General features: G+C 53.4%; 22 protein-coding genes and 1 tRNA gene. 11 read left to right on the top strand and 12 right to left on the bottom strand.

Annotated features, from left to right (window positions below; translation table 11 throughout):
* Window positions 1–5: 5 nt before the first annotated feature.
* From SQ11_RS00965 to SQ11_RS00940, 6 genes are all read right to left on the bottom strand, one after another.
* Window positions 6–578 (bottom strand): YggT family protein, encoded by a 573-nt coding sequence (locus SQ11_RS00965; protein ID WP_041512251.1) that lies wholly within the window; start codon window positions 576–578, stop codon window positions 6–8.
* Between the two features lie 36 nt (window positions 579–614).
* Entirely contained in the window at window positions 615–1,427 is an 813-nt protein-coding gene (gene proC / locus SQ11_RS00960; protein WP_041512250.1) for a pyrroline-5-carboxylate reductase, read from the bottom strand.
* A gap of 196 nt (window positions 1,428–1,623) precedes the next feature.
* Complete coding sequence (gene mutM, locus SQ11_RS00955) at window positions 1,624–2,439, bottom strand: bifunctional DNA-formamidopyrimidine glycosylase/DNA-(apurinic or apyrimidinic site) lyase (RefSeq protein ID WP_041512249.1); 816 nt, start codon at window positions 2,437–2,439, stop codon at window positions 1,624–1,626.
* Window positions 2,440–2,466: 27 nt separating this feature from the next.
* Window positions 2,467–3,822, bottom strand: coding sequence for a GldG family protein (locus tag SQ11_RS00950; protein WP_052493903.1), 1,356 nt, complete (start codon window positions 3,820–3,822; stop codon window positions 2,467–2,469).
* Window positions 3,823–3,840: 18 nt separating this feature from the next.
* Window positions 3,841–4,587: an ABC transporter permease gene (locus SQ11_RS00945; protein WP_041512247.1), complete on the bottom strand. Its 747-nt coding sequence runs from the start codon at window positions 4,585–4,587 to the stop codon at window positions 3,841–3,843.
* The gene (locus SQ11_RS00940) at window positions 4,584–5,345 is read right to left on the bottom strand and encodes an ABC transporter ATP-binding protein (RefSeq protein ID WP_041512246.1); all 762 of its coding nucleotides are present in this window, start codon (window positions 5,343–5,345) and stop codon (window positions 4,584–4,586) included. Before SQ11_RS00940 ends, SQ11_RS00945 begins: the two co-directional genes overlap by 4 nt.
* Window positions 5,346–6,059: 714 nt before the next feature.
* Here SQ11_RS00940 and SQ11_RS00930 point away from each other — a divergent pair.
* From SQ11_RS00930 to ychF, 8 genes are all read left to right on the top strand, one after another.
* Window positions 6,060–7,781, top strand: a complete 1,722-nt coding sequence (locus tag SQ11_RS00930; RefSeq protein WP_052493902.1) for a tetratricopeptide repeat protein — start codon at window positions 6,060–6,062, stop codon at window positions 7,779–7,781.
* Between the two features lie 6 nt (window positions 7,782–7,787).
* Window positions 7,788–8,498, top strand: a complete 711-nt coding sequence (gene lolB / locus SQ11_RS00925; RefSeq protein WP_052493901.1) for a lipoprotein insertase outer membrane protein LolB — start codon at window positions 7,788–7,790, stop codon at window positions 8,496–8,498.
* A complete protein-coding gene (gene ispE, locus SQ11_RS00920; protein WP_232297844.1) occupies window positions 8,482–9,363 on the top strand; it encodes a 4-(cytidine 5'-diphospho)-2-C-methyl-D-erythritol kinase in 882 nt (293 codons plus the stop codon). Before lolB ends, ispE begins: the two co-directional genes overlap by 17 nt.
* A gap of 5 nt (window positions 9,364–9,368) precedes the next feature.
* A tRNA-Gln gene (locus tag SQ11_RS00915) sits at window positions 9,369–9,443 on the top strand.
* Between the two features lie 100 nt (window positions 9,444–9,543).
* The gene (locus SQ11_RS00910; RefSeq protein ID WP_041512244.1) at window positions 9,544–10,494 is read left to right on the top strand and encodes a ribose-phosphate pyrophosphokinase; all 951 of its coding nucleotides are present in this window, start codon (window positions 9,544–9,546) and stop codon (window positions 10,492–10,494) included.
* A 57-nt stretch (window positions 10,495–10,551) separates the two neighbouring features.
* A complete protein-coding gene (locus SQ11_RS00905; protein WP_041512243.1) occupies window positions 10,552–11,238 on the top strand; it encodes a 50S ribosomal protein L25/general stress protein Ctc in 687 nt (228 codons plus the stop codon).
* A 342-nt stretch (window positions 11,239–11,580) separates the two neighbouring features.
* Window positions 11,581–12,177 (top strand): aminoacyl-tRNA hydrolase, encoded by a 597-nt coding sequence (pth, locus tag SQ11_RS00900; RefSeq protein ID WP_156972386.1) that lies wholly within the window; start codon window positions 11,581–11,583, stop codon window positions 12,175–12,177.
* A gap of 71 nt (window positions 12,178–12,248) precedes the next feature.
* On the top strand, window positions 12,249–13,340 hold the full coding sequence (gene ychF / locus SQ11_RS00895; protein ID WP_041512241.1) for a redox-regulated ATPase YchF: 1,092 nt from the start codon (window positions 12,249–12,251) through the stop codon (window positions 13,338–13,340).
* Window positions 13,341–13,355: 15 nt separating this feature from the next.
* Here ychF and SQ11_RS00890 read toward each other — a convergent pair whose 3' ends face one another.
* The 6 genes from SQ11_RS00890 to SQ11_RS00865 form a co-directional block, all read right to left on the bottom strand.
* Window positions 13,356–13,910: an abortive infection family protein gene (locus tag SQ11_RS00890; protein ID WP_232297843.1), complete on the bottom strand. Its 555-nt coding sequence runs from the start codon at window positions 13,908–13,910 to the stop codon at window positions 13,356–13,358.
* 318 nt (window positions 13,911–14,228) lie between these two features.
* Complete coding sequence (locus SQ11_RS00885) at window positions 14,229–16,970, bottom strand: DEAD/DEAH box helicase family protein (RefSeq protein ID WP_041512240.1); 2,742 nt, start codon at window positions 16,968–16,970, stop codon at window positions 14,229–14,231.
* Window positions 16,970–18,661 carry a site-specific DNA-methyltransferase gene (locus SQ11_RS00880; RefSeq protein WP_041512239.1) on the bottom strand — a complete coding sequence of 564 codons (1,692 nt, stop codon included), beginning with the start codon at window positions 18,659–18,661 and terminating at the stop codon, window positions 16,970–16,972. Before SQ11_RS00880 ends, SQ11_RS00885 begins: the two co-directional genes overlap by 1 nt.
* An 8-nt stretch (window positions 18,662–18,669) precedes the next feature.
* Window positions 18,670–20,430 (bottom strand): AIPR family protein, encoded by a 1,761-nt coding sequence (locus tag SQ11_RS00875; protein WP_232297842.1) that lies wholly within the window; start codon window positions 20,428–20,430, stop codon window positions 18,670–18,672.
* Entirely contained in the window at window positions 20,415–23,279 is a 2,865-nt protein-coding gene (locus SQ11_RS00870; RefSeq protein WP_198140762.1) for an SNF2-related protein, read from the bottom strand. Before SQ11_RS00870 ends, SQ11_RS00875 begins: the two co-directional genes overlap by 16 nt.
* A 61-nt stretch (window positions 23,280–23,340) precedes the next feature.
* Window positions 23,341–23,541 (bottom strand): helix-turn-helix domain-containing protein, encoded by a 201-nt coding sequence (locus SQ11_RS00865; protein WP_041512237.1) that lies wholly within the window; start codon window positions 23,539–23,541, stop codon window positions 23,341–23,343.
* Between the two features lie 494 nt (window positions 23,542–24,035).
* Here SQ11_RS00865 and SQ11_RS00860 point away from each other — a divergent pair, with 494 nt between their 5' ends.
* The 3 genes from SQ11_RS00860 to SQ11_RS00850 all read left to right on the top strand — a co-directional run bounded on the left by SQ11_RS00860 (window position 24,036) and on the right by SQ11_RS00850 (window position 25,633).
* Window positions 24,036–24,455 (top strand): hypothetical protein, encoded by a 420-nt coding sequence (locus tag SQ11_RS00860; RefSeq protein ID WP_041512236.1) that lies wholly within the window; start codon window positions 24,036–24,038, stop codon window positions 24,453–24,455.
* Window positions 24,456–24,623: 168 nt separating this feature from the next.
* A complete protein-coding gene (locus tag SQ11_RS00855; RefSeq protein ID WP_041512235.1) occupies window positions 24,624–24,920 on the top strand; it encodes an FmdB family zinc ribbon protein in 297 nt (98 codons plus the stop codon).
* A 26-nt stretch (window positions 24,921–24,946) separates the two neighbouring features.
* Window positions 24,947–25,633, top strand: coding sequence for a DUF502 domain-containing protein (locus tag SQ11_RS00850; protein ID WP_041512234.1), 687 nt, complete (start codon window positions 24,947–24,949; stop codon window positions 25,631–25,633).
* The last annotated feature ends 17 nt before the right edge of the window (window positions 25,634–25,650 follow it).

Genomic DNA, 25,650 nt, shown 5'->3' with positions numbered 1-25,650 from the left:
AAGCATTAGAACAGAAGAGAGATTTCCTTTGCTGTTCCCGCCACAACGAACAGCAATAATTGAATGATCACCAGCACAAACAAGGGCGACAAGTCGACATTGCCGATCGGCGGAATACGCCGGCGGATAATTCCCAGGAATGGCCGTGTGAAGCTGTCGAGCGTCGGGGCCAGCGGAGTATGAGGGTTGAACCAAGAGAGCACTGCCTGCATGATTACTGCCACCAAGATGATATAGAGCGTCATTTTGATGATTTCCATCAACCCCAGCAGCGCCAGCCCCGTGATCGCGATACCGATATTCGATCTGAATTCGTACCCTTGAAGCATAAGCATGCCGGTCAGCAGCATGCATTGCGCAAGCCACGCCAGTAATAGCGTGGAAAGATCTATTCCGCTGTATCCGGGAATTATCCGGCGTGCGGGCCGTACGATAAAATCGGTGAGTGCCACGAGAAATTGTGAGAGTGGGTTACGGTAGGGCGCGCGTAGCAGTTGCATATAGAAGCGTAGCAGCAGCGCCAGAGAAAACAAACCCAGCAGAGTATCCAGCAGAAATATCAGTATCTGGTTGAGCATATACGTCCTGGAAAACAGTGGCCCATGCGGTAAATTTTAAGTCCGGCCAAACTCGTCGCCCAATTCATGCGAGCGCTGATTCGCCATATGGATCGCATGTACGACCGCATGCTTGACGTTGTCATTCTCGAGGGCTTGGATCGCACGCTCCGTGGTGCCGCCTTGGGAAGTTACGCGGGCACGTAGCGTGGCGACGTTTTCATTACTTTGAATTGCAAGCCGGGCAGCGCCGATAAAGGTTTCCAGGCTTAATTGCCGTGCCTGGCTTGCATCCAATCCCAGTTCCTGTGCTGCCTTCTGCATGGCCTCGATGAAATAAAATACGTAAGCCGGACCGCTGCCCGATATGGCCGTAACCGCATCCAGCAGTTCTTCGCGATCGCACCATAGCACGGAACCCACCGCCGCAAGTATGGCCTCTGCGTTGCGCTTATCCTCCGCACTAACGCCAGCCAGGGCATATAGTCCCGTGACGGCTGCGCGAATCAACGCGGGTGTGTTGGGCATGGCCCGTACCACACGTGCATAACCTTCCATCCAGCGGCTTATATCCGTTGCGCGTATACCGGCCGCGATAGATATAATCAAATGATTGTTGAGCAATGCCGCAAGCTCCCGCGCCACGGCTGAAAGCTGTTGCGGCTTTACGGCCAGCACAATGATGTCGCTATCGGATAAGCCTTCGGCGAGTTCCGTCACGGTTTCAACTTCAAATTCGTGCTTTATTTTTTCACGCCTTTCGGCATTGATTTCGACTACACATATTTGCCCAGGCGAATAACCCTGCTGCAATAGTCCGCCGATCAAGGCGAAAGACATATTGCCGCCGCCGATAAATGTAATATTCATGTCGCTCCTATGATCCTAAATCCGGTAGTAGTGACTCTTGCCCGAAGGTGAGAATCAAGAAGAAATATTGTTATTAATCATAACACTGATCTATAAACGAGCCGTTAACCACCAATGTTTAGGATGATTGTGAATCTCGTAAACGCGATAATATCGCGAATTGGAGTTTCGGCTTCGCTGTGCACCTGCTCCTTGCTTATTTTTGACAACGCGGACAATAAAAACTGGAACGCTGTCCCTGTCTGATTTGCATGATGATCGTATCGCACTTCCGGCACGGTTGCCCATTTCGTTGATATACCCAATATTGCTGCTGAAAATAGCCGGGATTGCCGTTGCTGTTGACGAAGTCGCGCAAACTGCTGCCGCCCGCTTCGATCGAGAGATTAAGCGTTTCCTTTATTGCCTGTGCTAATTTCTCGTACCTGCGCACGCCGATCTGCCCTGCGGGAGTCATGGGGCTTATACCCGCGCTAAAGAGCGCTTCGCTGGCGTAAATATTGCCGACGCCGACGACAATCCGGCTGTTCATCAATACTTCCTTGATACTGGCACTGCGGCCTCGGGTTTTCGCATAGAGTAAATTTCCATTGAATGTTGCGGTAAGCGGCTCAGGCCCAAGTCGAGCCAGCAATGCGTGATGGACAACATCGCCTGTTTCCCACAACACCGCACCAAAACGGCGCGGATCTCTGAAACGCAGAATCATGCCGGTATCCAGTATCAGATCGATATGATCGTGCTTCTGTGGCGGCGTGGCGGCCGACAGCAATCTCAGGCTACCCGACATGCCGAGATGCAGGATCAGCGTGCCGGTACCGCAGTCAAGCAGGAGGTATTTGCCTCGCCGCGTCACCGTATTGATTTTCAACCCGCAAATTTTGTGTCCGAGATCGTGAGGTACCGGCCAGCGCAGATTCGGATTTCGCAGCGTCGCACCGGTAAGACGATGCCCCTCGAGATGGGAGACGATGCCACGGCGGATAACTTCGACTTCGGGTAGTTCAGGCAATTAGAATACCTCTGCAAGGTTCGGGGTTCATCTCCTTCCGCGCCGCCACCATGTGATCAATCCGCTTGCCAGGAAAACCAGCGGCAAAACGATGAGAAAACCGCCAGCAATCATGAAAAGCGTTGATTCATTTAACACCAGGTTGCTGTCGAGTGTGGCCCGGGGTTGAATAGTAATGAGATTCTCGTCGCCGGTGAGCCAGTTGACGAGATTAATGCCAAAATCCAGATTGTTGCCGTTGCCAAGATACGTGTTCGCAAGAAAATTCCCGCTGCCGATAATGGCGATACGCTGTTCGCGGTCATGCACGATACGGTTCAGGGCGGCGGCGATGCTTACAGGACCGGATACGTCATACAGTTTGTCAAAGGCGATGCCGGAATCCAGCTTGCCTGTTTCCACCCATCCATGGTCAGCCGCCTCCACCAGTGAAACGCTATGCCAATTGTCATTTTCGTTGACGATTATCTGACGAGCAAAAGGAAACATCGTAATATAGTCGAAGTTGCGAGTGACTGGATGCTGCCCATAATTCGCGCCCAACGCGACAGTGATGGGCAATTTTAGCTGCTGAGCCTGAGGATCAACCACCACGCCTGGTGTGAGCGTCAAATCCAGTTTCTCGGCAAGCGGTTGCAGGCCATGCAAGGGTCCCTCATCTATTAGCCACAACAAATTGCCGCCGCGGCCGATATATGCAAGCAGCTTGTCCACTTCACCTTCCTGCAGGTCAACTTGTGGCGAGGCAATTACGAGTACGCCCGCGTTGGCCGGTACATCGGGAGCGGTAGAAAGATTGAGTGTCCCGGTTTTGAGCCCCTTCGTCATTAATTGTTTGCCGAATTCCCCCAGGTCATGGCTCGCAAACCCGTCCAGTTTGCGCTCGCCGTGTCCGCCAAGCATTATCACCGGTTTTTCCCTGGAACGCGCCAGCCGCATCAGCAGATTGGTGAGCGCCTGTTCGTTGACCGTGATGAGGCGTTCACTTTTGCCATTGAACGTTACCACCATTTCCCCGTTTTCCTGGACACCCGCGTCCTGCGTGAGCTTCGGCTGCGTTGCGGGGTCGATGAATGTAACGACAAGGTCAGGTTTGATACGCTGATAACGCGAGAGGAATTCACGGATGATTTTACGAATATCCCCCGATTGCGCGTCTTGAGCCGTGGCGTAGACAGTGACGCCAAGCGGGCCGTTGATTTTTTTTAATACCTCGACGCTTGCTTGGCTTAGGCTGTTGCGCCCATTTTGGCTGATATCCCACTGAATGCGGGTTTCACGCGCAAGGTAACCTAGCAACCCGGCCAACGATATCAGCAGCACCAAAAATACGCTGTTTTGCATCAACCAGTACAGTCGCCGTTGGTGAGTGACCATAGTCATTATCACATGACGCCACGGTTAACCACGCAGCCGTTCCTTATCCAGCCGGCGGATAGATAGCACCAGAAAGACTAGGACGAACAGCGAGAAGTACGCTAGATCAAAAGTATCGATCATGCCGCGATTGAAATTTTCATAATGTGCGAGCAGAGAGAGATCACGTGTGACACTATCCTTATCGTCCCCCGCCGCGATGTCCAGCACCCACAATATCAGCAGTGCGCCCAGGGCGCCGGCAGCCGCAATCGCCGGATGGGCGCTAAGGCAGGAGAAATAAAGTCCGAGAGAGGCGAAACAAGCGGCTATCAGGAACAAGCCGGCGACATTGCTCAGCAGCAAGCCGAAATCCAACGGGCCGCCTGCCAGTAGAGACATCGACAGCATTACGACCAGCATGATCATTATAGAAAAGAACACCATCAGGCCGAGGAATTTTCCCAGAACGATGTCGATCATCGAAATAGGTGCTGAAATAAGAAAGGTCATGGTGTGGTTGCGGCGCTCCTCGGCGATGAGGCGCGCGGTTAAAAGAGGGGTGATCATCAGCAGCACTATCGCGGCCATAGCGAATACCGGCGCAATAATCGTTTCCGTCGCGCCCGGTGGATTGGCGATTCTCACAAGTTGCGGCTGAATCTGCAGAAAAGTATCGAGATGCGCCAGGAAAATCCAGGCCAGCACGAGCTGCACCAATGCAAGTAATATCCAGGCTAGCGGTGAGCCAAACAGGATTTTTAACTCTTTCCGGGCAATAACCAGAATCATGGCGATGAAGAACTTTTGGGATTTTCCGTATCCATGGTGAATTGCATGAATGTTTCTTCCAGGCTGATTCCCTTCTGTTTCAGGTTGTTGAGGGAGTCACTCAATACCGTGCTTCCCTTATGCATGATCTGTACCCGATCGCATATGCTTTCGACTTCAGGCAGAAGGTGAGTCGAGAGAATGACGCTCCGCTCAGTACCCAGCTCACGGATAAGAGTACGAATTTCCCGTATCTGGTTAGGGTCGAGTCCGACTGTCGGTTCATCAAGTATGATCACACCCGGATCGTGGATAATGGCCTGGGCAATTCCCACACGCTGCTGATAGCCTTTTGACAGCGAACCAATCAGACGTTTACCTGCGTCATCCAGCCCGCAGCGGTGTATAACTCTATCCAGCGCAAACTGGATTTCTGCGTTGCTGAGGCGATGCAACCTGGCGGCGAATTGCAAGTATTCGTTTACTGTTAGCTCCCGGTAGAGTGGGGGTATCTCGGGTAGATAACCGATGCATGCCTTGGCATCGCGAGGTTTGTCCAGCAAATCTATTCCGCAGATCTCGACGCAACCGGCGCTCGGAGCAAGATTGCCGGTGAGCATGCGCATGATGGTGGTTTTACCCGCACCGTTGGGGCCGAGAAGTCCCAAAATTTCACCATGCTTAAGTTCCAGGTTGATTTCGCGCACGGCGACGCGATTGCCGAAATAGCGGGATAAGCTACGTGCGGAAATGGTGGGTGAAGCGATTTGTTCAGTCATCTGAATCCGCCGGCTTTGACTGGGCGGCGTGCGCCGAGGAGTATCACTATAAACCTAAATCCTGTAGTTAACCGTCCGTCCATTTCCAAAGCAGATTACCTGCAAAGCACCGCCGTATATGGTTGTGGTAAAATCACGTTCACCGCGGCTGCTCTCCTGTATGTTCATTTCCGATTTTGCCCGGCATGTGCCCACTCACTTGTCAGGTTAGCGCTTCACAGAACTCAAGCAACATATTCGAAAGTTCATTAATTGTTTTCCCGGTTGGTTCAATCTGAATCCGGTAATTGGACGGGATGAGGTGCGATTTTGGAGCGCAGGGCAAGGTCAACAACGCGGAATGGCTATTCCATTTCAAGGAATCGCTAGGCAGTCCCATGTCGCAAAAACTGTGCAATTCGCCCCGCCACAGCCCTCACCCGAGAATGTGAGAGTCAATAATACGGAAAAATACGAAATATTGTTATTAAATCATGCCACTGATCTATTAAGCGGGCGATCAGCCACCGGATTCAGCTCAATCGGTAAGTGGATTTGTTTGGAACTTTGAATTTATAAGGCTGCCTATAGAAGTTCGTCCAAGTCTCCTTGCTTGGCAACGTCCACTTGTGAGAAGTGTAAAATATACCTAATATGTGGGCTGTACTGAAGGTCAGCGCTGCCCCATATTTTCTTATTAGCCTTATTTTCGGACCTACCCTGTCTTGATTTTCCATGAATCTTAAAATTCCCGGCGCATTGCTGCTGCTGTTCTTCCTCGCTGCCTGTGCACAAATTCCAGGCAAGGCCCCTGTCAATGCACGCAAGCCAGCGGAGCAGGCTGATGCTGGACGGTCAAAATTACCCAGTCAGGACTTGACCCCCCCCATCCTGTTTGATTTTTTACTGGGTGAAACGGCCTTGCAGCGCGGTGACCAGGAAATCGCCACCCGTACTTATCTCAAACTGGCGAAAACCACCCGTGATCCACGCGTCGCCCAGCGAGCCACTGAAATTGCGCTTCATTCACGTCAAGCCGCGCCGGCGCTTGAGGCCGCAAGGATTTGGGTGGAACTTGATCCGAATTCGGTTCCCGCGCGTCAGACCACCGCGGCGCTGCTGGTGAGTGCGGACAGGCTGGACGAGGCGCGGCCGCATCTGGAGAAACTGCTGGCTTTGGAGGGAGGTAGTACCGATGAGGCTTTCATGCAGTTGAACAGTCTGCTGGTCCGCAACTCCAATAAAAATGCAACGTTCGAGCTGGTGAAACAGCTTGCCGAACCGTACCCTAAGCTACCGGAAGCGCATTTCGCGGTGTCTCAGGCCGCATGGTTTGCCAACCATTTCGATATTGCGCTGGCTGAGATGAAGCAGGCTTTGGCGCTCCGCCCGGATTGGGAGATGGCGGCCATTTATCAAGGGCGGATCCTGGCGCGAACTTCCAATGCCAGCGCCATGGAGTTTTACGACGACTATCTAAAGACTTATCCAAAAGCCAATGATACACGCATAACCTATGCCCGCCTGCTATTGGTGGAAAAAAATTATGTCAAGGCGCGTGAGCAATTCGAAAGATTGCTGGCTGAAAATCCGGGTAATGCCGACGTCGCCCTAGCGGTGGGTTTGCTATCCATGGAGTTGCGCGAGTTCGACATTGCCGAATCGAATTTCAAAAAAGCGCTGGAGCTGGACTACAGAGACCCGGGCATGGTGCGCTTTTATCTTGGTGGCATATATGAGAAAACTCAGCGTTTTGATGAGGCGATGGAGTGGTATCGCTCCGTAGCGGGTGGAAGTCAATATATTCCGGCACAGATAAGATATGCCGTTCTGCTGACCAAGAAGGGTAAAACGGATGAGGCTCTCAAATACTTGCGGCAACTGCCGGTCACGAATAATCAGCAGCGTGCCCAGCTGACGATCGCCGAAGCCCAATTGTTAAGAGAGACGGGCGCCTATCAGAAAGCATTTCAGTTGCTGAGCAACGGCTTGGAAAAACAACCCGACCATATCGACCTGCTCTATGATCGGGCTCTGGCAGCGGAGAAAATTGGTAAAACCGATATTATGGAGCAGGATTTACGCAAGCTCATTCAATTGAAGCCTGATCACGCTCACGCTTATAACGCGCTGGGTTACGGCCTCGCGGAGCACAGCAGCCGTTTGCCGGAAGCATTGGAACTTATTGAGAAAGCCATTACGCTTTCCCCTAATGACGCCTACATTATGGACAGTCTCGGCTGGGTGCACTACCGTATGGGCAACCTCAACCAGGGACTCAGTTATCTGAGGCAGGCCTTCGGAATGAATCCGGACCCGGAAATCGCCGCTCATCTGGGCGAAGTTCTTTGGGTGCAGGGAGTAAAGGACGAAGCAAAAGAAATCTGGCAATCCTCACTCAAAAATAATCCCGGTAACGAGACGTTGATCAATACCATGAAGAAATTCATGAAGTAATACCGAATGGATCATGCTGATGTAATGCCGGCACAATCCGGGATTCGGCTGTTTCCGCTTTTTAAAGGGCGGCATGATGTACCGTGGTGGAGTCTGGTTTTATGCGGGCTGTTTCTCCTTCCCGGATGCACCGCCCTTGTTCATAAGGGCACCCCTGTCAATACCATCGTCATTGAACCGGTGGCAGGCGCCGCGGAGGCAAAGCCGGCTGCTTTCCGGCTGATTGGCAGAGCCTCGGTAACGGGCGGTAAAGATAGTTTTTCTGGTGGCGTGCAATGGCATCACACCGATACAGGTGATGAAATCCTCCTCCTTTCCCCGCTGGGGCAGGCTGTGGCGCAAATACAGCGCAATCGTGAAGGCGTTTATCTGACGACTTCCGAGCAGGAAACTTTTTATGCCGATGATGTGGAAACCCTGACTGAACGGGTGTTGGGCTGGCGTTTGCCACTTATGGGTTTGCAATACTGGGTGCGAAGCGTGAATTCACCTGCAACGGTGTCCGAGGTGGATATGGATATCGACGGGACCGTTGTGGCGATTCGTCAGGACGGCTGGGAGATAAGTTATTTGGGCTATTTTCCGATGTTGGCAACACAAACCATGCAGACAAAAACCACGCAGACCCAACCAGCGCATCCGAAATTGTTGATGCTTAAACGCCCCGGCCTTCAAATAAAACTTGTCATAGATAACTGGAATGCGGGTAATCACTGAGGTCAGCGCCGATTCGATGACCAAGCTCATTTGCCTCGCCCCAGCCAAGCTCAATCTGTTCCTGCATGTGGTCGGGCGTAGAGAAGATGGCTATCATCTGTTGCAAACGGTTTTTCGCTTCGTCGATTTTTCGGACCGGTTCAATTTTGCTGTGCGGAAAGACGGCGTGATTAAACTGCATACGCCTACTCCCGGCGTGCCAGAGGATAAGGATCTGTGTGTGCGTGCCGCAAAACTCCTGCGGCGGGAAAGCGGTGTCTCTTTGGGTGTCGATATTTTTCTCGAAAAGCGTATTCCGATGGGAGGTGGATTGGGCGGCGGGAGCTCCGATGCGGCGACGACATTGCTGGCGCTCAACCGCTTATGGGGACTGGATTGGAAAAGGAGCCGGCTATTGACCCTTGGGCTTGAGCTGGGTGCGGATGTGCCTGTATTCATCTTCGGCGAAAATGCTTTTGCCGAAGGGGTGGGTGAAAAGCTTACATCCATCATGCTCCCGCCCGCGTGGTATCTCATCCTGATGCCACCGGTGCATGTCTCAACCCCGGAGGTTTTTGCCAGTAAAGAATTGACACGAAACACGATTCCAATCAAAATACCGCCCTTTTCGGTCGAGCTTGGGCATAACGATCTGGAGCCGGTGGTATGCCGGACATATCCCGAGGTAGCGCGCCATCTGGAGTGGCTCAGGCGGCTCGAAAACACCCGGAAGGTAGCGATGACAGGCTCCGGCGCTTGTGTGTTTGCCGAGTTTTCCACGGAGCGGGCCGCGGAAATCGCCTTGGCGCAGGTTCCAGCCGATATGACAAGTTTTATGGCGCAAGGATTGGATCGCCACCCGATGCATGATTTTGCGGAGCAGTAAATTTTTGGGGAGTCGCCAAGTGGTAAGGCACCGGATTTTGATTCCGGCATTCGTAGGTTCGATCCCTACCTCCCCAGCCACGTTTTGAAGTGCCAGATCAGTCATTCCGGATGTACGAGGAATGGCTTGTATTTCTTTATCCTTTAGTGCCGGTTAAGAATTTCACATAGTCAACTGCCCATGGCCTACGATAGCTTGATGGTTTTCACCGGCAATGCCAATCCCAAGCTGGCGCAGGATGTGGTGCGGCATCTCAATATCCACGTAGGACGCGCATCGGTGGGCCGTTTCAGCGACGGCGAAGTGATGGTGGAGATCCTCGAAAATGTCCGGGGGAAGGATGTGTTTGTTTTGCAATCCACCTGCATGCCCACCAACGATACGTTGATGGAATTGCTGGTATTGGTGGATGCGCTGAAACGGGCGTCGGCGGGGCGCATTACCGCGGCAATGCCCTATTTCGGCTACGCCCGTCAGGATAGGAGGCCGCGTTCGGTACGAGTGCCGATTACCGCTAAAGTGGTGGCGAACATGCTGACCACGGTCGGGATAGATCGGCTGCTGACCATGGATTTGCATTCGGACCAGATTCAGGGGTTTTTCGACATTCCTGTGGATAACATCTACAGCATGCCGATCCTGCTGGGAGATTTGTGGAAAAGCGATTATCAGAATCTGGTGGTGGTTTCGCCCGATGTAGGCGGCGTGGTGCGAGCGCGGCAGATGGCTAAACGCCTGGAATGCGATCTGGCGATCATAGACAAGCGCCGTCCGAAATTCAACGTTGCCAAGGTGATGAACATCATTGGCGAGGTGGATGGGCGCACCTGCGTTATCATGGATGACATGGTGGATACCGCCAACACGTTATGTGAGGCGGCCCGTGCCTTAAAAGAGGAAGGTGCCGAGAGCGTGCTGGCTTATTGTACTCACGCGGTCCTGTCCGGCAAGGCGGTGGAGCGGATTGAGAATTCCTCGCTTGACAAGCTGGTGGTCACCGATACCATTCCGCTGCGCGAGGATGCCAAAGCCTGTGATCGCATTCATCAGTTGAGCGTGGCGAGCCTGCTGGCGGAGACAATGTTGAGGATCAGTAACGAGGATTCGGTGAGTTCATTGTTCATGGAGTAAACGTTTATTAATCGGAGTCATCTGGTCGCGGATGCTCCCCATTCTGGAGAAAGCAAGATGCAAATCGAAATCAGCGCCAACAAGCGCACGTTACAGGGCAAAGGTGCGAGCCGCCGCCTGCGTGGTTCCGGCAAGGTGCCGGGCGTCATTTATGGCGGAGAGAGTCCGGCGCAAGCAATTGAGCTGGATCATAACGGTCTTTATCACAAACTCAAGCAGGAGGCCTTCCATGCTTCCATCCTATCCATGGAACTGGATGGAGAGAAAGAACAGGTGTTGTTGCGTGATATACAAATGCACCCGTTCAAGCTGCAGGTGTTGCACATCGACTTCCAGCGCGTAAACAAGAATAAGAAAATACACATGAAGGTGCCGTTGCACTTCATTAACGCGGAGATTGCGCCGGGGGTGAAATTATCTGGCGGTATCGTCAGTCATGTGCTCACCGAACTGGATGTTTCCTGCCTGCCGAAAAATTTGCCCGAATTCATCACGGTTGATCTGACCGACCTTGCCGCCGGAAATACCTTGCACCTGAGTGATCTGACGCTACCGGAAGGCGTGGAGATTCCCGCGCTTGCCAAAGGCGAGAATTTGCCGGTCGCGACTATCGTCATTCCGCGTGCCGTGGCTGCCGAGGAAGCGGCCGCCCAGGTGGCCGCAGCGGACATCCCGACGACCGTACAGAAGAAAGAAGGTGTTGCAAAAGAGGGTGAGAAGAAAGACGCTGGGAAGAAGAAATAGTAATTTGTAGTTTTTCATGCAGCCCGCTGGGTGGAACCTCTGAATAAGTCCTTCGTGGGCGCGACGGTAGCTTTGTGGGATGAGATGCGCGAAAGGCAACGACGCGAATGGCGATCCCCTTCGCTAGGAGCCTGACAAAGCAGATCGCCCGCAAAGCCGCTGTCCCTTCGGGTTGCGGCAAATCGGCATGCTCACAAGACGCAAGACGCCAGTCATAGCTTGGTCTACATTGCCAGGAGTGAAGCGCGGTGAGCGCCGATTTTGCCGCAACGCGCCCACGGAAGATTTATTCAGAGGTTCCCAAGTTCCGGCGGGCTTTTCTTTTTAGTATGTGACTTCCTTCTGTTACGTTCGATGAAACTCATCGTCGGTCTCGGCAATCCGGGCAGGGAATACGCCGCCACGCGTCATAATGCCGGGGCCTGGTGGATATTCCGCCTGGCGGATGAATTGCGCATTACGCTGAAAGCAGAGGCGAGATTTCATGGCTTGTGCGCGCGTACCGGTCAAGGCGATGCGGAGTTATGGCTGCTCAATCCGCAGACTTACATGAATGCCAGCGGGAAAGCCGTGGCGGCATTATGTCGCTATTATAAAATTCAGCCTGAACAGATACTCGTGGTTCATGACGAACTGGATTTGCCAGCGGGTGTTTCCAGACTGAAACTGGGCGGGGGGCTGGGCGGGCATAATGGCTTGAAGGATATTGCCGCGCACCTTGCCACCAAGGATTTCTGGCGCTTGCGTATCGGCATCGGCCATCCCGGCGACAGAAACGCCGTGGTAAATTATGTATTGCAGCCGCCGCGTAAGGAAGAAGCACCGCTGATAGACGAGGCGATCCACCGCAGCCTGGAAGTCTGGCCGCTTATCGCGCAAGGCAATTGCCAGGCGGCCATGCTGAAACTGCATACAAAAGTAATCAAGGATGAAATGTAGAGAAGTGTTACCTCTCATTTCTCTCTCTTGCCATTCGTGGCTCGAATTTACCACTAGGATTCAATAAATTTATGAGCCTGAAATGCGGTATCGTGGGCCTGCCCAATGTAGGAAAATCCACGCTGTTCAATGCGCTGACCCGGGCGGGCATCTCGGCGGAAAACTATCCCTTCTGCACCATCGAACCGAATATCGGCATCGTCGAAGTGCCCGATCAGCGCTTGTCCAAACTCAGCGCGATCGTCAACCCGCAAAAGGTGCAGCCTGCCATCGTCGAGTTTGTCGATATCGCCGGTCTTGTCGCGGGTGCATCCAAAGGCGAAGGGCTGGGCAACAAATTTCTCGCCACCATCCGTGAAACCGATGGCATCATCAACATGGTGCGCTGCTTCGTCAATGACAATGTCGTGCATGTCAACGGCAACGTGGACCCGGTCTCGGATATCGAAACCATACAGACCGAATTGGCCCTGGCCGATCTGGCGACGGTGGAAAAGGCGCTGCAACGTGAAACCAAGCTGGCCAAGTCCGGCAACAAGGATGCGATCAAGCTGGTGGCGCTGCTGGAAATGACACGGGCTCATCTCGATCAGGGCAACCCCGCCAGAAGCCTGGGATTGGACAAGGAGCAACAGCAATTACTGAAGCCGCTCTGCCTGCTGACCGGCAAACCCGCCATCTACGTCGCCAATGTGGACGAAATGGGGTTCACCGGAAACCCGCTGCTGGCGCGCGTACAGGAATACGCCGCCAAAGAGGGTGCGCCAGTGGTGGCGATCTGCGCAGCCCTGGAAGCGGAAATCGCGGAAATGCCGGATGAGGATAAACAAGTTTTTCTGGCTGATATGAATCTGGAAGAGCCGGGGCTGAATCGGCTGGTTCGCGCTGCCTACCAGCTACTCGGGTTGCAAACCTACTTCACCGCCGGTGTAAAGGAAGTGCGCGCCTGGACCATCTCCAAGGGCGATACTGCTCCGCAGGCCGCCGCGGTGATTCATACCGATTTCGAGAAAGGTTTCATCCGCGCGGAAGTCATCGCTTATGACGACTTCATCGCCTGCAAAGGCGAGCAGGGTGCGAAGGAGGCAGGCAAGATGCGACTGGAAGGCAAGGAGTACGTGGTCAAGGATGGGGATGTGATGCACTTTCGGTTTAACGTCTGAGTCGTCAAGGTGATTTCAGGAGATTTCACAAAGCTTCTGGCAGATGCCAAAGAACCCTGCGTCATAAGGGCAATGTATCAGTATCGTCTGCCCAGCTATGAGCCTTGATGGCGGCTTGTTGGCCTTGATCTTTGTTTCCAGCGACTTGATGAAGTGGATCGACGCGGCGACGTGGGTGAAGATCAGCAGGCTTTCGTCATAGTTCAATATCGGGTTGTCGTGCGCGAGGCTCTTGTTGTTGCGAACATCGTTGAACGCTTCCGACACCGAGATGCTGGATTTCAGGATGTGCTCGGTCATCACTGACTCAAGGTGAGCATCATCGCGCAGCGCTTTCACATATTCCCCGAAGACGCTATGCAGTGGCTTGCCTTGGTTGATCTCGATGCCGTGCGGCTCGCAGGTCACACGGATGAACTTGTTGACGAAGGTATTCAGGCGATCCAAGCCGCCTTCGAGCTGATCGCTGAGCAGGCGTTGTGCGATCTTGCGGCAGTCGTCAATCAGCAATGAATTGCTGTCGCCAAAGCACTGCTCGTCAGCTCCATACCCGATCAGGTCGTCAATCACTCGACCGACCATATGATTGCCGTCGGTTTCCCCAGAAGGTGCGCATCCGGTCAGCCTATGAGGTGCTGCGCACTTTGTAGCACTCTGCGTCGATCTTAACACGGTCCTCTTCGAAGAACTCCCCATAGGTGTGATCCAAGAAGTTCAGAGTGTAGTCGCTGCTCATACCAGCTTTCCGAGCTTGCGGCGTCCGCTTCCCGATAGATCGCTCATTACTCTTTCTCGTGCCCACTATGCCGCTCCCGGTTCAAAGTGGATTCACTCTAACTAAATGAATGCATTCGCCATGTTTCACAGCGAGTCGGCCGCACGTCTATTTCACTTCACCTCAAATCGCAAGTAATACGAGAGTCGCTTCGATTCTGCAATCTCATCGTGGGGCAGCAGCAGGTACTTCCATGGCTTTGTGCCCACCGTCGCGGCATGATCTGATGCGTACTTGCACCAGCGTGCTGCTGCAGCGGCCTTCGCCTGAACCTCTTGGGTATTGATGTCGGTGCGCGCCTTGGTTTCTACCATGAAAACCGTTGTGTCCGTTTCCGCAACGAAATCCGGTATGTACTCGGGCTGCTCAGTACCGAGCTTGTAAAAAATCTGGAACTGCCCTTTGGCTGGCTTAAACCACTTCGAAGTATCACGCTCCAGGATGATCGCGAATCGGCGTTCGGTATCCGAGTCGAATTTCTGTAGCGGATACAGGCACCGGGCAAAGCCACCGAACAGCATCTGCTTGATGCGGCTTATCTCGACGACCGTTTCCCGGAAGTGATGCGCCGTCTGGCCTGCCGTCGCGGTGTAGTTGCAGGGTTTCAATTCTGTGAAGCCACGGCTAACTTGCACCTCGTACTCAGTCGCTTCTTCCCAGAAATGTGCCATCATCTGCGCGCGAATCTCGCGTGCGATCAGGCGGCGATCTCGGTCTAGCACATTGACAGCCTCGTCTTCGGAGAGATAGCTCCGGAGGTGTTGCACCGTCTGCCCGGATAAGTCATACAGTAGATTGGCGTGCGTGAAGTAATCGATGTCGTCGAAGTCCACCAGCGCGTGGACGATATAGTCCTCTGGACGCTGTTCCTTCAGGCCCACTTCCGCCGCTAAGGTAAACTGCTCGTTAGTACGCAACATCTGCCCCACGATTTCCCGTTGGCCGGGTTGGAGGTGAAGTTGGCTCACGTCGATCTTGAACGGATGAAAGCCAGTTGTGACCTCGCCAGTCGGCACTACTGCGATGCGCGGAATGTCGATAGTTTGCTGAATCACTATCTCCGTGGTTTTTGTCACCACTGCCAACAGATCGAGTTCTGGAGCGCTCTTGTCAGCGCCTGCCAGCAAATTCCCTTGCATTGGCTTTAGACGCTCGGCTACCTCGGCCAGAATCTCTTTCTGCACTTCGGGCTTCAGCAACGCTGCGCTGGTCGGAACGAGATCGCGTTTGACCTCGTACTTACCGATCACATCTATCACGACGCGAGCGGCCTGCTTCTCTGCATCCGTTGTGAATACCGGGGCAGGCGGGGTCGCTGACGTTGTACCAGCGGCAGTGCCATTACCAGATGGGGCCAGCGCCACTACCGGCGCGTCCGCTAAACCAAGGTGCGTCATCGCTCCCGATCCCACCTGCACACTGACCTTCTTATCATCAGCGCTCGGCGCATCGAGAATGACTTGCTTCAAGCGAATCGGCGAATCGCCACGGTTGGCCTCGTCGATGATTTCTTGGAATTTGTCGTGCGCGACGATGTTCAAGCGATCTACTGACGCTACGCCTGTACGCTTGCCATAGGGCAGGCGCAAGCCGCGACCGATGGATTGTTCGATCAGTGTGCGCGCATTGGCTGCGCGCAGCGGCACGATGGTGTAGAGGTTAGTCACGTCCCAGCCCTCTTTGAGCATGTTGACGTGAATCACGATCTCGGTTGGCTCATCCACGCTTTCTACCGCGAGCAGGCGCGTGATCATTTCCTCCTCTTCCGCGCCGGTACGGCTGGAGTCGACCTGAATCACTTTGCCTTCATAGCGCCCTTCATAGAAAGCTGCAGATTCGATCAGTGTTTTAAGCTGTGCCGCATGCGTAGTATCGCGTGCAATAACCAACATGAACGGTTTGACTACTTTGACGCTGTTTTCGCGGGCGTAAGTCAGCAACTCGACTTTAGTCGTTTCGTGCAGGCGCACGCCGTCCTCCAGCTTGGTCTTCTCGACCTCTTCCGGCGTGTGCGCCTTAACGTCGAAGTTGCACTGGGTGACAACAGCAGGTTCTTTGACGAAACCATCCTCCATGGCGCGAGCCAGCGGATAGTCCATCACTACATTCTTGAACGGAACAGGTCCGCGTGTGGATTCCACAAAGGGCGTCGCGGTCACTTCAAGGCCGAGAAGTGGCTTGAGTTCGTTAATGGATCGCACGCCCGCGCTTGCTCTGTAGCGGTGCGACTCATCCATCAGCAGCACGAGGTCGGTCAGGTTGGCGAGGTGATCGAAATAGCTCTCACCCAGCACTTCCTTCATCCGCTTAATGCGTGGCTCTCTGCCCCCCCGCACTTCTGAATTGATCTTGGAGATGTTGAAGATGTTGATGCGTACATCATGGGCGAAGCCCATACCCTGATTTTCAACGGCGGCACCGGTCTGATCGTAGTTATCACCGGTAATGATCAAGGGAGACTGTTGTGCAAATTCGGCGATGCCCTTGAAGACATATTTCGGTGTATTGCGCGTGAAGTCATTGATCAGCTTGTTGTAAATCGTCAGGTTGGGTGCCAACACAAAGAAGTTGTTGATGCCGTGTGCCAGGTGCAAGTAAGCAATGAACGCACCCATCAGGCGCGTCTTGCCAACACCAGTAGCGAGCGAAAAACACACCGATGGGAATTCGCGCTCAAAGTCCTCTAGTGTGGTGAACTCGGTCTTCAGTACGGAAAGGATGGCCGAGACATCACGCTCGTGACATAGAAGATCAGGAGCGGCTTGGAGTGCGCGAATCAATTTCGAGAGAGATTCAGCTTGTGGCGGACGAAGAGACAAACGACCGGTAACGGCGTTCTGAACGCGTACATTCATTATTCGCCCTCTCTGAACAGGCCGCCTTGCTCAGGGACTACTTTCTTGTCTATCAATGTCTTAGCAGTACTAGAGGGGTTAGCAGCATATGGCATTTCCACCTGAGCCATTGGTAGGTTCGCCACGTTCAAACTGTAGTCGTCATGGCCCCATTCGCAGCGAGCCAACACCATTTTCGGAATCTTCTTAAGTGTCAGATTCGGCCAGCGCTCAGCCGCCTTGGCTGCGGTTACGCCGTGGAAAGCCGCGCAACACACGAGCAAACTCTGATCGCCGCCGACCTCATCGGAGAGCGACTGCAACTGATCGTGCGACAGGTTCTGCGTCGTGACATAAATGAAATCGAGTTCGCTGGAATGACCGTGTTGCCACCATCGCATTTCAGATGGCGCATAGGCGAACCCTTCGAGCTTGGCCAGAGCCTCCGCCAACTGTGCAGCGTTGTACTCAGGATTAATGACTGGGTTGCCCCAGCGGTCATTGACGATCAGGCTCGGCGCCAATTTGTAGTAGCGAAAACCGCCGCCGCCTTGCCAGTTTACGGCTTCGGTGACTCCTCCTCTGTCTTCACCGTCAACAACTCTTTTCATGCGTGGAATGACGTGGGTATGACAATGTTCACCAAGTTCGACCATGATCCAGCGTCGACCCATCTTGTGAGCGACTGCCCCAGTAGTGCCAGATCCTGCGAAAGAGTCGAGAATCAGATCGCCGGGCTTCGTGGCTATGTGAATGACTCGCCTCAGAAGACGCTCCGGCTTAGGCGTAGCGAACACATCTTCTTTTCCTGAGAGTGCGTACATTTCTTTCTTTGCCTCGTCCGTATGTCCGACTTCCTCATGCGGCCACCAAGTCCACGGAACAAAACCCTCAACTTCATCGAGAAAGCGAATCAAATTCGGTTGTCCGTTTCCGTCCTTTCCAAAGTAAATACGGCCTGCATCACGAAGTTTTTGGAATTCTGGTTCAATCGTCGACCAGCAACGCCCCTCGGGTGGATAGTGTTCTGCACCGCCTGGAGCAGTGATCTTGTACATTTGATTCGAGCGATACCCTTGCGCCGTCATCGGGATACCGCGCCAGCGACCACGAGGATGATTGTTAGGATTTTTGTATATCTTTGCCTGTTCTCCAGTAATCGGAACCCTATTGCGAATTGCTTTAAAACGCTCAGCATTCTTGGCATATAGAATGACGTAATCATGTGCATCGCCGATGGCTTCACGATTTTCACGTGAATATCGCTTCTGCCAGATATTGCTCGCGACAAAATTTCCTCGCCCAAATATCTCATCACATAATACCTTGAGGTAATGTGCCTCTTTGTCGTCAATCGTAATCCACAATGATCCATCCTCAGACAGCAAGCGCTGAATGATCTCCAGTCGATCCCGCATCAGCCCCAACCAGATTGAATGTTCTAGCCCATCGTCATAGTGGGTGAAGGCGCTACCCGTGTTATACGGAGGATCAATGAAGACACATTTCACCTTTCCGGAAAACTCCTGCTCCAGCGCTTTGAGTGCAAGCAGGTTGTCGCCAAAGATCAACCGGTTGTCAAAGATGTCATCTTCGGACACACGATGCTTTGCGTGATACGATTTCTCCGGGTCCTCAAGCAAGATGCGCGGCTCCAGCTTCGGCCGTTTCTCTTTGCCGATCCAAGTGAGTTCTAGTTTTTGTTTTGACATAAGTATTCCTAATTCTGCTGCGCGAGCGCCGCCATCAGGCGACCCTTCACTGCGCGACAATCTGCCCGGTTCTCGAACACGCTGCGCGCTTGTTTGTTCCATTGCATGGCCTGCACAACATCCACCATGCGTTGCGCTACCGTGTCGATCTCTCTTGAGAGGTCGCCACATTCATTCATCGTCAGCATTAACTCGACGCCGTTTTGCAGCTGTGTGCGGATGAACAGGACGTGCAGAAGTAGCCATCCACAATGCTTAAGGATTTCGCGCGCTGGCAGCGTTTCCGCAGGAAGATTTGCCGGGTCGGCCTCAGCACTTGCACGATCCCGAACTTTGGTCTGTACGATCCGGCCGATTTGCACAGAACGCCAAATCTGTCTTGCCGTGAGCGAGTCGGGGAATAGCCGGAAATAGGCATCACGTAAAGAATCACTTTCGCCGACGAGTCCAGCTCTTCCAAACAAACGCCTCTTATCGGTCTTGGCAGCCACGACAAACTCTTGCCAATCGCTCCCAGTCATCGTGCATGCCAGAATCGGTGCGGCATCCCTGATGCTGAAGCAAGTATTGGACGCTGGGGCATCGTCATCGCCGTGCTTGACCTGATACTCCACGCCTGCCATTTCCAGCGTTTGCCGCCAAACCGACTGTCGCTCGTCCAACGCGGCAAAATCTTCCAGATCGACAGCATTCTGCCGATTTCGTGATCTTGTCACCCTGTCGCCGAAATCATCGGGGGCATTTTCAAGGCAGACAAACGTAGCCAGGACTTCGGCAGGATGTGCGTCATAGTAGGCGGCCGGTTCTTGCGCGATGGCTCCAACGGTTTGTGCGCCGTTGATGATTGAAAGCCCTTTGAATTGAAACGTCCCGGATAATCGGTAAGGATCTATGGGGGCCTGCTCCCTGAACCTGTCGCAAAGGAAGGTCACGCCATTGTTGAAATAAAAAAAGTGATCAGCCTCTTGTTGCAGCGTCTCGCTTAGCCCCGCGTTGACGACGGTAGAGCCTTTGAAACGACGAATATTCCGCTCGACGAGATGATCCTTATACTCAGCCCATAATTCAGCCAGACGTTTGGCGTCGATACGCCCATACACTGCTTTGTAGGGAGCGACGGTATGGCCGAAATCGCGTAACACGATATTTTCCTCGATGTCCGGCGCGGATCGACCATCAATGTGCAGCTCGTGCAAAGTCACCAAACCGTAGCTATAACACTTCACGAAGTCGGGTCTCGCACCGTTGAAGGCTCGTTCTATTTCACTGAAGATGTGGCGTCGGTCGTCGGAGATAGCCGTGCCTGAATGAACGAGCACGACGCGCACGCGGGCTTCGTTACTCAATGCACTCATGAGTGCGGCTCCATGCGCTTGTAGCGCTGCGTTAAATCGCTCCCAACGTCCTTGCAGCAGATCGAACACGCCATCGCGGAATTTCGATACTTCACCTAGCTCTGGCTCGCCGACACCAGTATCTTTGTACTTTGATTGGACGAGCCATATTGTTTGGTCGGCAGCAATAAAAACCGAATCAATTCCTTGATCGAAACCGCCGTCAATGCTTGCTGCGATGGCTTCATCCAGGCTTGCACCTGCATCCTCATAGAGCACGAACGCTGCAATGGCCTTCGACAAAAAATTGCTGCGACGAGCTTCATCCGTTTGGCCGGTTCCAATAATGCGCTCTGCGAAAAATTCATCCAGTCGCGCGCATAACAAAGTCAGCTCCAGCGGGCGTATTGGGGCCGCCATCAGAGCAATTCCCATTCGACGGTAAACAGGGTCTTCTCCTCCACCTTTTGTTGCAATTGCTGCTCAAGCTGCGCAATCAAATCGTTGCGTTGCGACTCGACCTCGTCTTGCCGATCAAACAATTCGCGGCGGAGCTTGCTACGTTTACCTTCAAGTTCCCGTTGGCGCTTTTGCCAGTGGAGTTTTTCATCGAGTGTGGGCGAAACAGCAGCAGTGCGACGGACCTCTTTTATCTCTCGGTCCGTTTCCTTGATTTCTTGCTCCAAGCCCAATTTTAGGTCATCTGCCCAAGCGTCGAGCTTTTCGACTTCTTGCTCGAAATAGCCAAGGTTGCGCTGATTGATGCCGTGTAGAATTTCGACCTTGCGTGCCTCCAAGTCTGCCGATAGCGCCGCGTTTTCTATGGCAACAGAGCCTATCGGCTTCGCATGCGCAGGGAGGCGCAGCAACTTTGCCGGATCATCCTCTTCAAGTACGCTACCGTCGGCTGTGGTTGCGGACAGGATCAGGTGCTCCTCCCAGCGGTCCAGTGCTTCAACCTTGACGAGGTTCACGGTAAGCCAGCCAGTCCTTTGGCGGTATGGCAATAAGGTACTTACTTGTGTGCCGTGTGCCTCATAATCAAACACGAGGCGTGTTGAGGTTAGCTGACGATCTTTCGCCTGATTTAGTACCCATTCAGCGAGTGGGTGGCCGAGCCGGTACAGGTGAGCGTCACCGCTTCTCCGTGGAAGCTCATAGCGGCCCAACTCAATGCTAAGCACGTCGCTGGCGGGCAGTTGACTGAGCACAAATCCATGCTCGTCGAATGCCGCGCCGGTCCCAAGCTCGGAAAACGTCAGGTCTAGCAACATCCGCTCGAACCGGCTTCTTGCGGCAAGGCTGTCTTCCTTACGCACCCGCAGCTTGTTTTGTACTTCTTCGTCGAAGTTTTCGATCAATAGCTGCCGTGTTTTGACCATTGCCTCATTGATCTCGCCGGAGAGTTCAAGTTGCAGCTGTTCAAAACCTGTTTTGATGGCATCCGAGTCGCGGCAATTCTGATAAATCTCGGCAATTCGCCGCTCGAAATCGACGCCGGAACCAATCGCTCCCAGCACCTCGTCACTGGCTCCGAACACGCCTTCAAACAGCTTGAATTTCTGGTCAAGCAGGTCATACACCCGAGCGTCTGCCGCGTTGCTCCGATCAACGAAATTGACAACAACAACATCGAATTTCTGCCCATAGCGATGGCACCGACCGATTCGCTGTTCGATACGCTGCGGGTTCCACGGCAGGTCATAGTTGATGACTAGGGAGCAGAACTGAAGATTGATACCTTCGGCCCCGGCCTCGGTCGCGATCATGACCGTGCCGCGCTCTTTGAAATGCTCGACCAAGGCAGCGCGCGTATCGGCGGTTTTCGAGCCGCTAATTCTGTCAGTTCCCTCGTGTCGCTTCAACCAATCCTTGTAAATGGTTTGTGCGCGGGCATCGCTGTTCGTCCCATTGAACAGCACAATGCCTTTGCCATACGACGAGTCTGCTAGCAACGACAGCAGGTATTCCTGCGTGCGCTTTGACTCGGTAAAGATGATTGCTTTTTTTGGAGCCTGTAATCGCTCCAGTTCAGCAAATGCTTTGTCGAGCGCAGTTAGAAGTACACTTCCTTTTGCATCGTTGCGAATATTGGTTGCCAGATTCTTGAAGCGCCGTAGCTCCTCAATCTCCTGTGCAATCAGATCCCGATTCTGCGGCGCTAGTGCCGGGCCGTCGCTACCGTCACCGTCCCACTCATCTGCAGTTTCGTCGAGCGATTCGTAATCTTCGTCGAACTTTTCCGCCAGATCGGGAGCTGATGCTGCATCATCGAGCAAGCCTTGCAAGCGATTCGCCATGGTGTCCAACGCGCCTGCAATCGCATGCGAGGATGACGCCAGCAGTTTCCACAGCACGAGGGAAATCAGTTGCCGTTGACCATCCGGCAGCGCCTTGAGGTTTTGCCGCCGCAAATATTCAGCTACAAGATCGGATAGCTCGCGTTCATCGTTCGACGGTGTGAATTCCTGTACGATGGCTTTGCGAGCGGTATACGACACATAGGGCTGGACGTGTTGTCGCAAGGTGCGCTTACAGATCGGTGCAAGGCGAGTTTTCAAACTATTGAATCCTGCGCCCTTTGCCTGCCCGCCAAACTGCGTGCGGAAGCTATCGAGGTCGCCGAAAACACGGTCATCAATAATGCTGACCAAACCGTACAGCTCCAGTAACGAGTTCTGCAATGGTGTCGCAGTCAACAATACTTTGGAATGCACTTTCGACAGCGCATCTTTCAATGTGCGCGCGATAATGTTGCTCGTCTTATAGGCGTTGCGTAGCCGATGCGCTTCATCAAGCACGACGAGGTCCCAATCTATGGCCCTAACATCGTCGGCCTTGCTCTTCGCAAATTGATACGAGCAGATAATCGGCCCGGCAAGCTGTAGATTATGGCACTCACCGTTCCGGGCAGTGTTGTAGTTCTTGGCTTCCAGAATCGTGCACTGCAATCCGAACTTGTCTTGCAGTTCTTGATGCCACTGCTTACGCAAGTTGGCAGGGACAATGATCAGAATGCGACGACGGCGCTCCGCCCATCGCTGCGAGATGACCAGTCCAGCTTCGATGGTCTTTCCAAGACCAACTTCATCCGCGAGGATCACTCCCTTCGACAGCGGGTTCTTGCAGGCGAACAGCGCAGCCTCAACCTGATGCGGGTTGAGATCGACTTGCGAGTCCACCAACGTGGATGCGAGCGATTCCACGGTATCGCCTGCCGCGCGTCGAGTCAGCAGCCATGCGTAGTACTGACTCTGATGCGGTGTCAGAAGCTGCTGTGTCATCAGTGGCGGCCCTCTCTTTTTCCTTGTCCAGACGTGACTCGGTTGCTGACCTTGCTCACGTTTACTCTGCCTCTGGCTTCATCTTGTTGATGCTTTCGGCGATCCAGCTATCCAGCTCGGAGCGGCGAAAACGCCAAGTTCCTCCAAGCTTAAAGGCCGGAATTTCGCCCTTCTGGGCGAGACGGTAGGCCGTCCGCTTCCCGGTCTTGAGAAATGCAGCAACTTCGTCGAGCGTCAGGATTTCGTCCTCTGTACCAGTCATTGTCTCGTCTTCGGTGTTTGCCGAGATTGAATTTTAGTTGCCAAGTTTGGCCAATTTTACCATGCGTAGCGTAGCCAGCCAAAAATTGGCCGCGAAAGGGCACGCCGCTGCAAAGTCCTCATAGGACCTGGGTTGATGTTCGGGATGGACGCTTGGCCATCCGGCCGGTCGCAGCGGCGAGGTCAATCGGCCGAAAAACCACTGCCCGTATGAACGTGAGTGTTTCAGCGTGCTTTTGCCACATCCATCCTACAGTCGGTATTCACATATTCTTGACACATTGCGGCACATTTATTGCCACTTTGTCGCACATTCTGCCATAGTCTTCATCCACTGCCTGTCACCATTCTTTCGTATCCACCTCCTGTTAATCGACGATGTCGAGAAAGGTCTAGCCGATATAGAAGCTGGCCGTACGCGCAATGCTCGAACGGTCCTGGCCGGCTTGAAGCGCAACGCAAAACACGCCGCTCGCTCCCCCAAGCGCTGAACCCGTGGCTTCACCAAAAGCCACCGTCAAATTTACCGCTAACTTCGAGTTCAATCTTGCATCGATTGATGCATTCTGGTTGGATCAGGAAGCTTCGCACGCCTTCATGCAGTTACTTGAAGACCTGGAACAGACCATCATCGACAACTTGGAACGGCATCCCGGCATAGGGCGACGCTTTTTCGCCCGCTCACCTCAATCACTGGAAGTCCGTGACCGTGTCTCCAAGTTGCAACAGCGCCTGGGCAATATCGACGTACGCGAGTATCTTTCAGGCGACTATTTGATCCTCTATGGCGCGGAGGATGGCCCCGGAACCACGGGACAGCCAATTACGGTATACCTGCTAACGATCCGCCATTACCGCCAGCTTTCGTTTGATTTAGAAGGATTCTGGCAAGCCAATCGTGGGGAGCCGGTTTGATGCAAATTATAAATATCCCCATGCGCCTTGCTCCCATGCCTATATTTTGATACGCCATTGTGGCCATATTTTCCCTTGTAATCTCAATTGCAGCCCATATATCCGGTAAAACCAAGTGGTTGAGGTATAATCCTGTTTCTTTCAAATTCCGCTTTGCTGGAGGTTGTCATGCCGATTTATGAATATCGCTGTGGATCTTGTGGGTTTGAAAAAGAATATCTGCAAAAAGTGAATGATGCGCCGGTTGCGGCTTGCCCCGCGTGCGGCAGCAATGCTTACACGAAACTTATTTCCGCCGCGGGGTTTCAGTTGAAGGGCAGTGGCTGGTACGCGACCGATTTCAAGAATGGCGCGAAGCCGAAACCCAAGGCCGATGCAGAAACCGCTGCGGCTACAAAGAGCGAAACCGCCGGTACAACCGCACCAGCAGCCGATGCCTCGTGCCCGGCCTGCACCACTGACTGAATCCCCGGAGCGGGCATCTCCCAATAATGAAACGTTATTTCGTCACCGGACTCCTTATCTGGGTACCTCTCGGCATCACCGCCTGGGCGTTGAATTTTTTGATTGGCACCATGGACCAGTCGCTGCTGTTATTACCGGCCAAGCTTCATCCCGAGGCCCTGGTGGGGTTTCATATTCCCGGTGTCGGCACGGTGCTGACGCTGCTGGTGGTATTCATCACCGGCTTGCTGACGACCAACATCATCGGCCAGCGGTTGGTGTTGTTCTGGGAAGGCGTTTTATGGCGCATCCCGGTGGTGAAATCGATCTATTATGGCGTCAAGCAAGTCAGTGACACGTTGTTTTCTAGCCAGGGCGAAGCCTTCCGTAAAGCATTGCTGGTGCAATATCCGCGTGAGGGTTCATGGACTATCGCGTTCATGACCGGCTATCCCGGTGGTGATGTGGTTAATCATCTCTCGGGAGAGTATGTGAGCGTGTATGTGCCCACCACGCCCAATCCCACTTCCGGATTCTTTCTGATGATGCCGAAAAGCGACGTGATCGAGCTCGATATGAGCGTGGATGCGGCGCTCAAATATATTATTTCCATGGGTGTCGTAACGCCCGGCAACGGCAAAAAACATCCCGGCCAGTCACAAGCGGTATTGCTGCATGGCAATAATCCTGCCAGTTCCGCCAGCTCTACGGCTGCAGCAAACGACAAATCCTGATTTCCACTTTTCTCCGA

The sequence above is a fragment of the Nitrosospira sp. NpAV genome (assembly GCF_000832065.1).
Lineage (GTDB): Bacteria > Pseudomonadota > Gammaproteobacteria > Burkholderiales > Nitrosomonadaceae > Nitrosospira.
The sequence above is the reverse complement of the archived record's forward strand: the minus strand, read 5'-3'. Positions and strand labels throughout refer to the sequence as shown.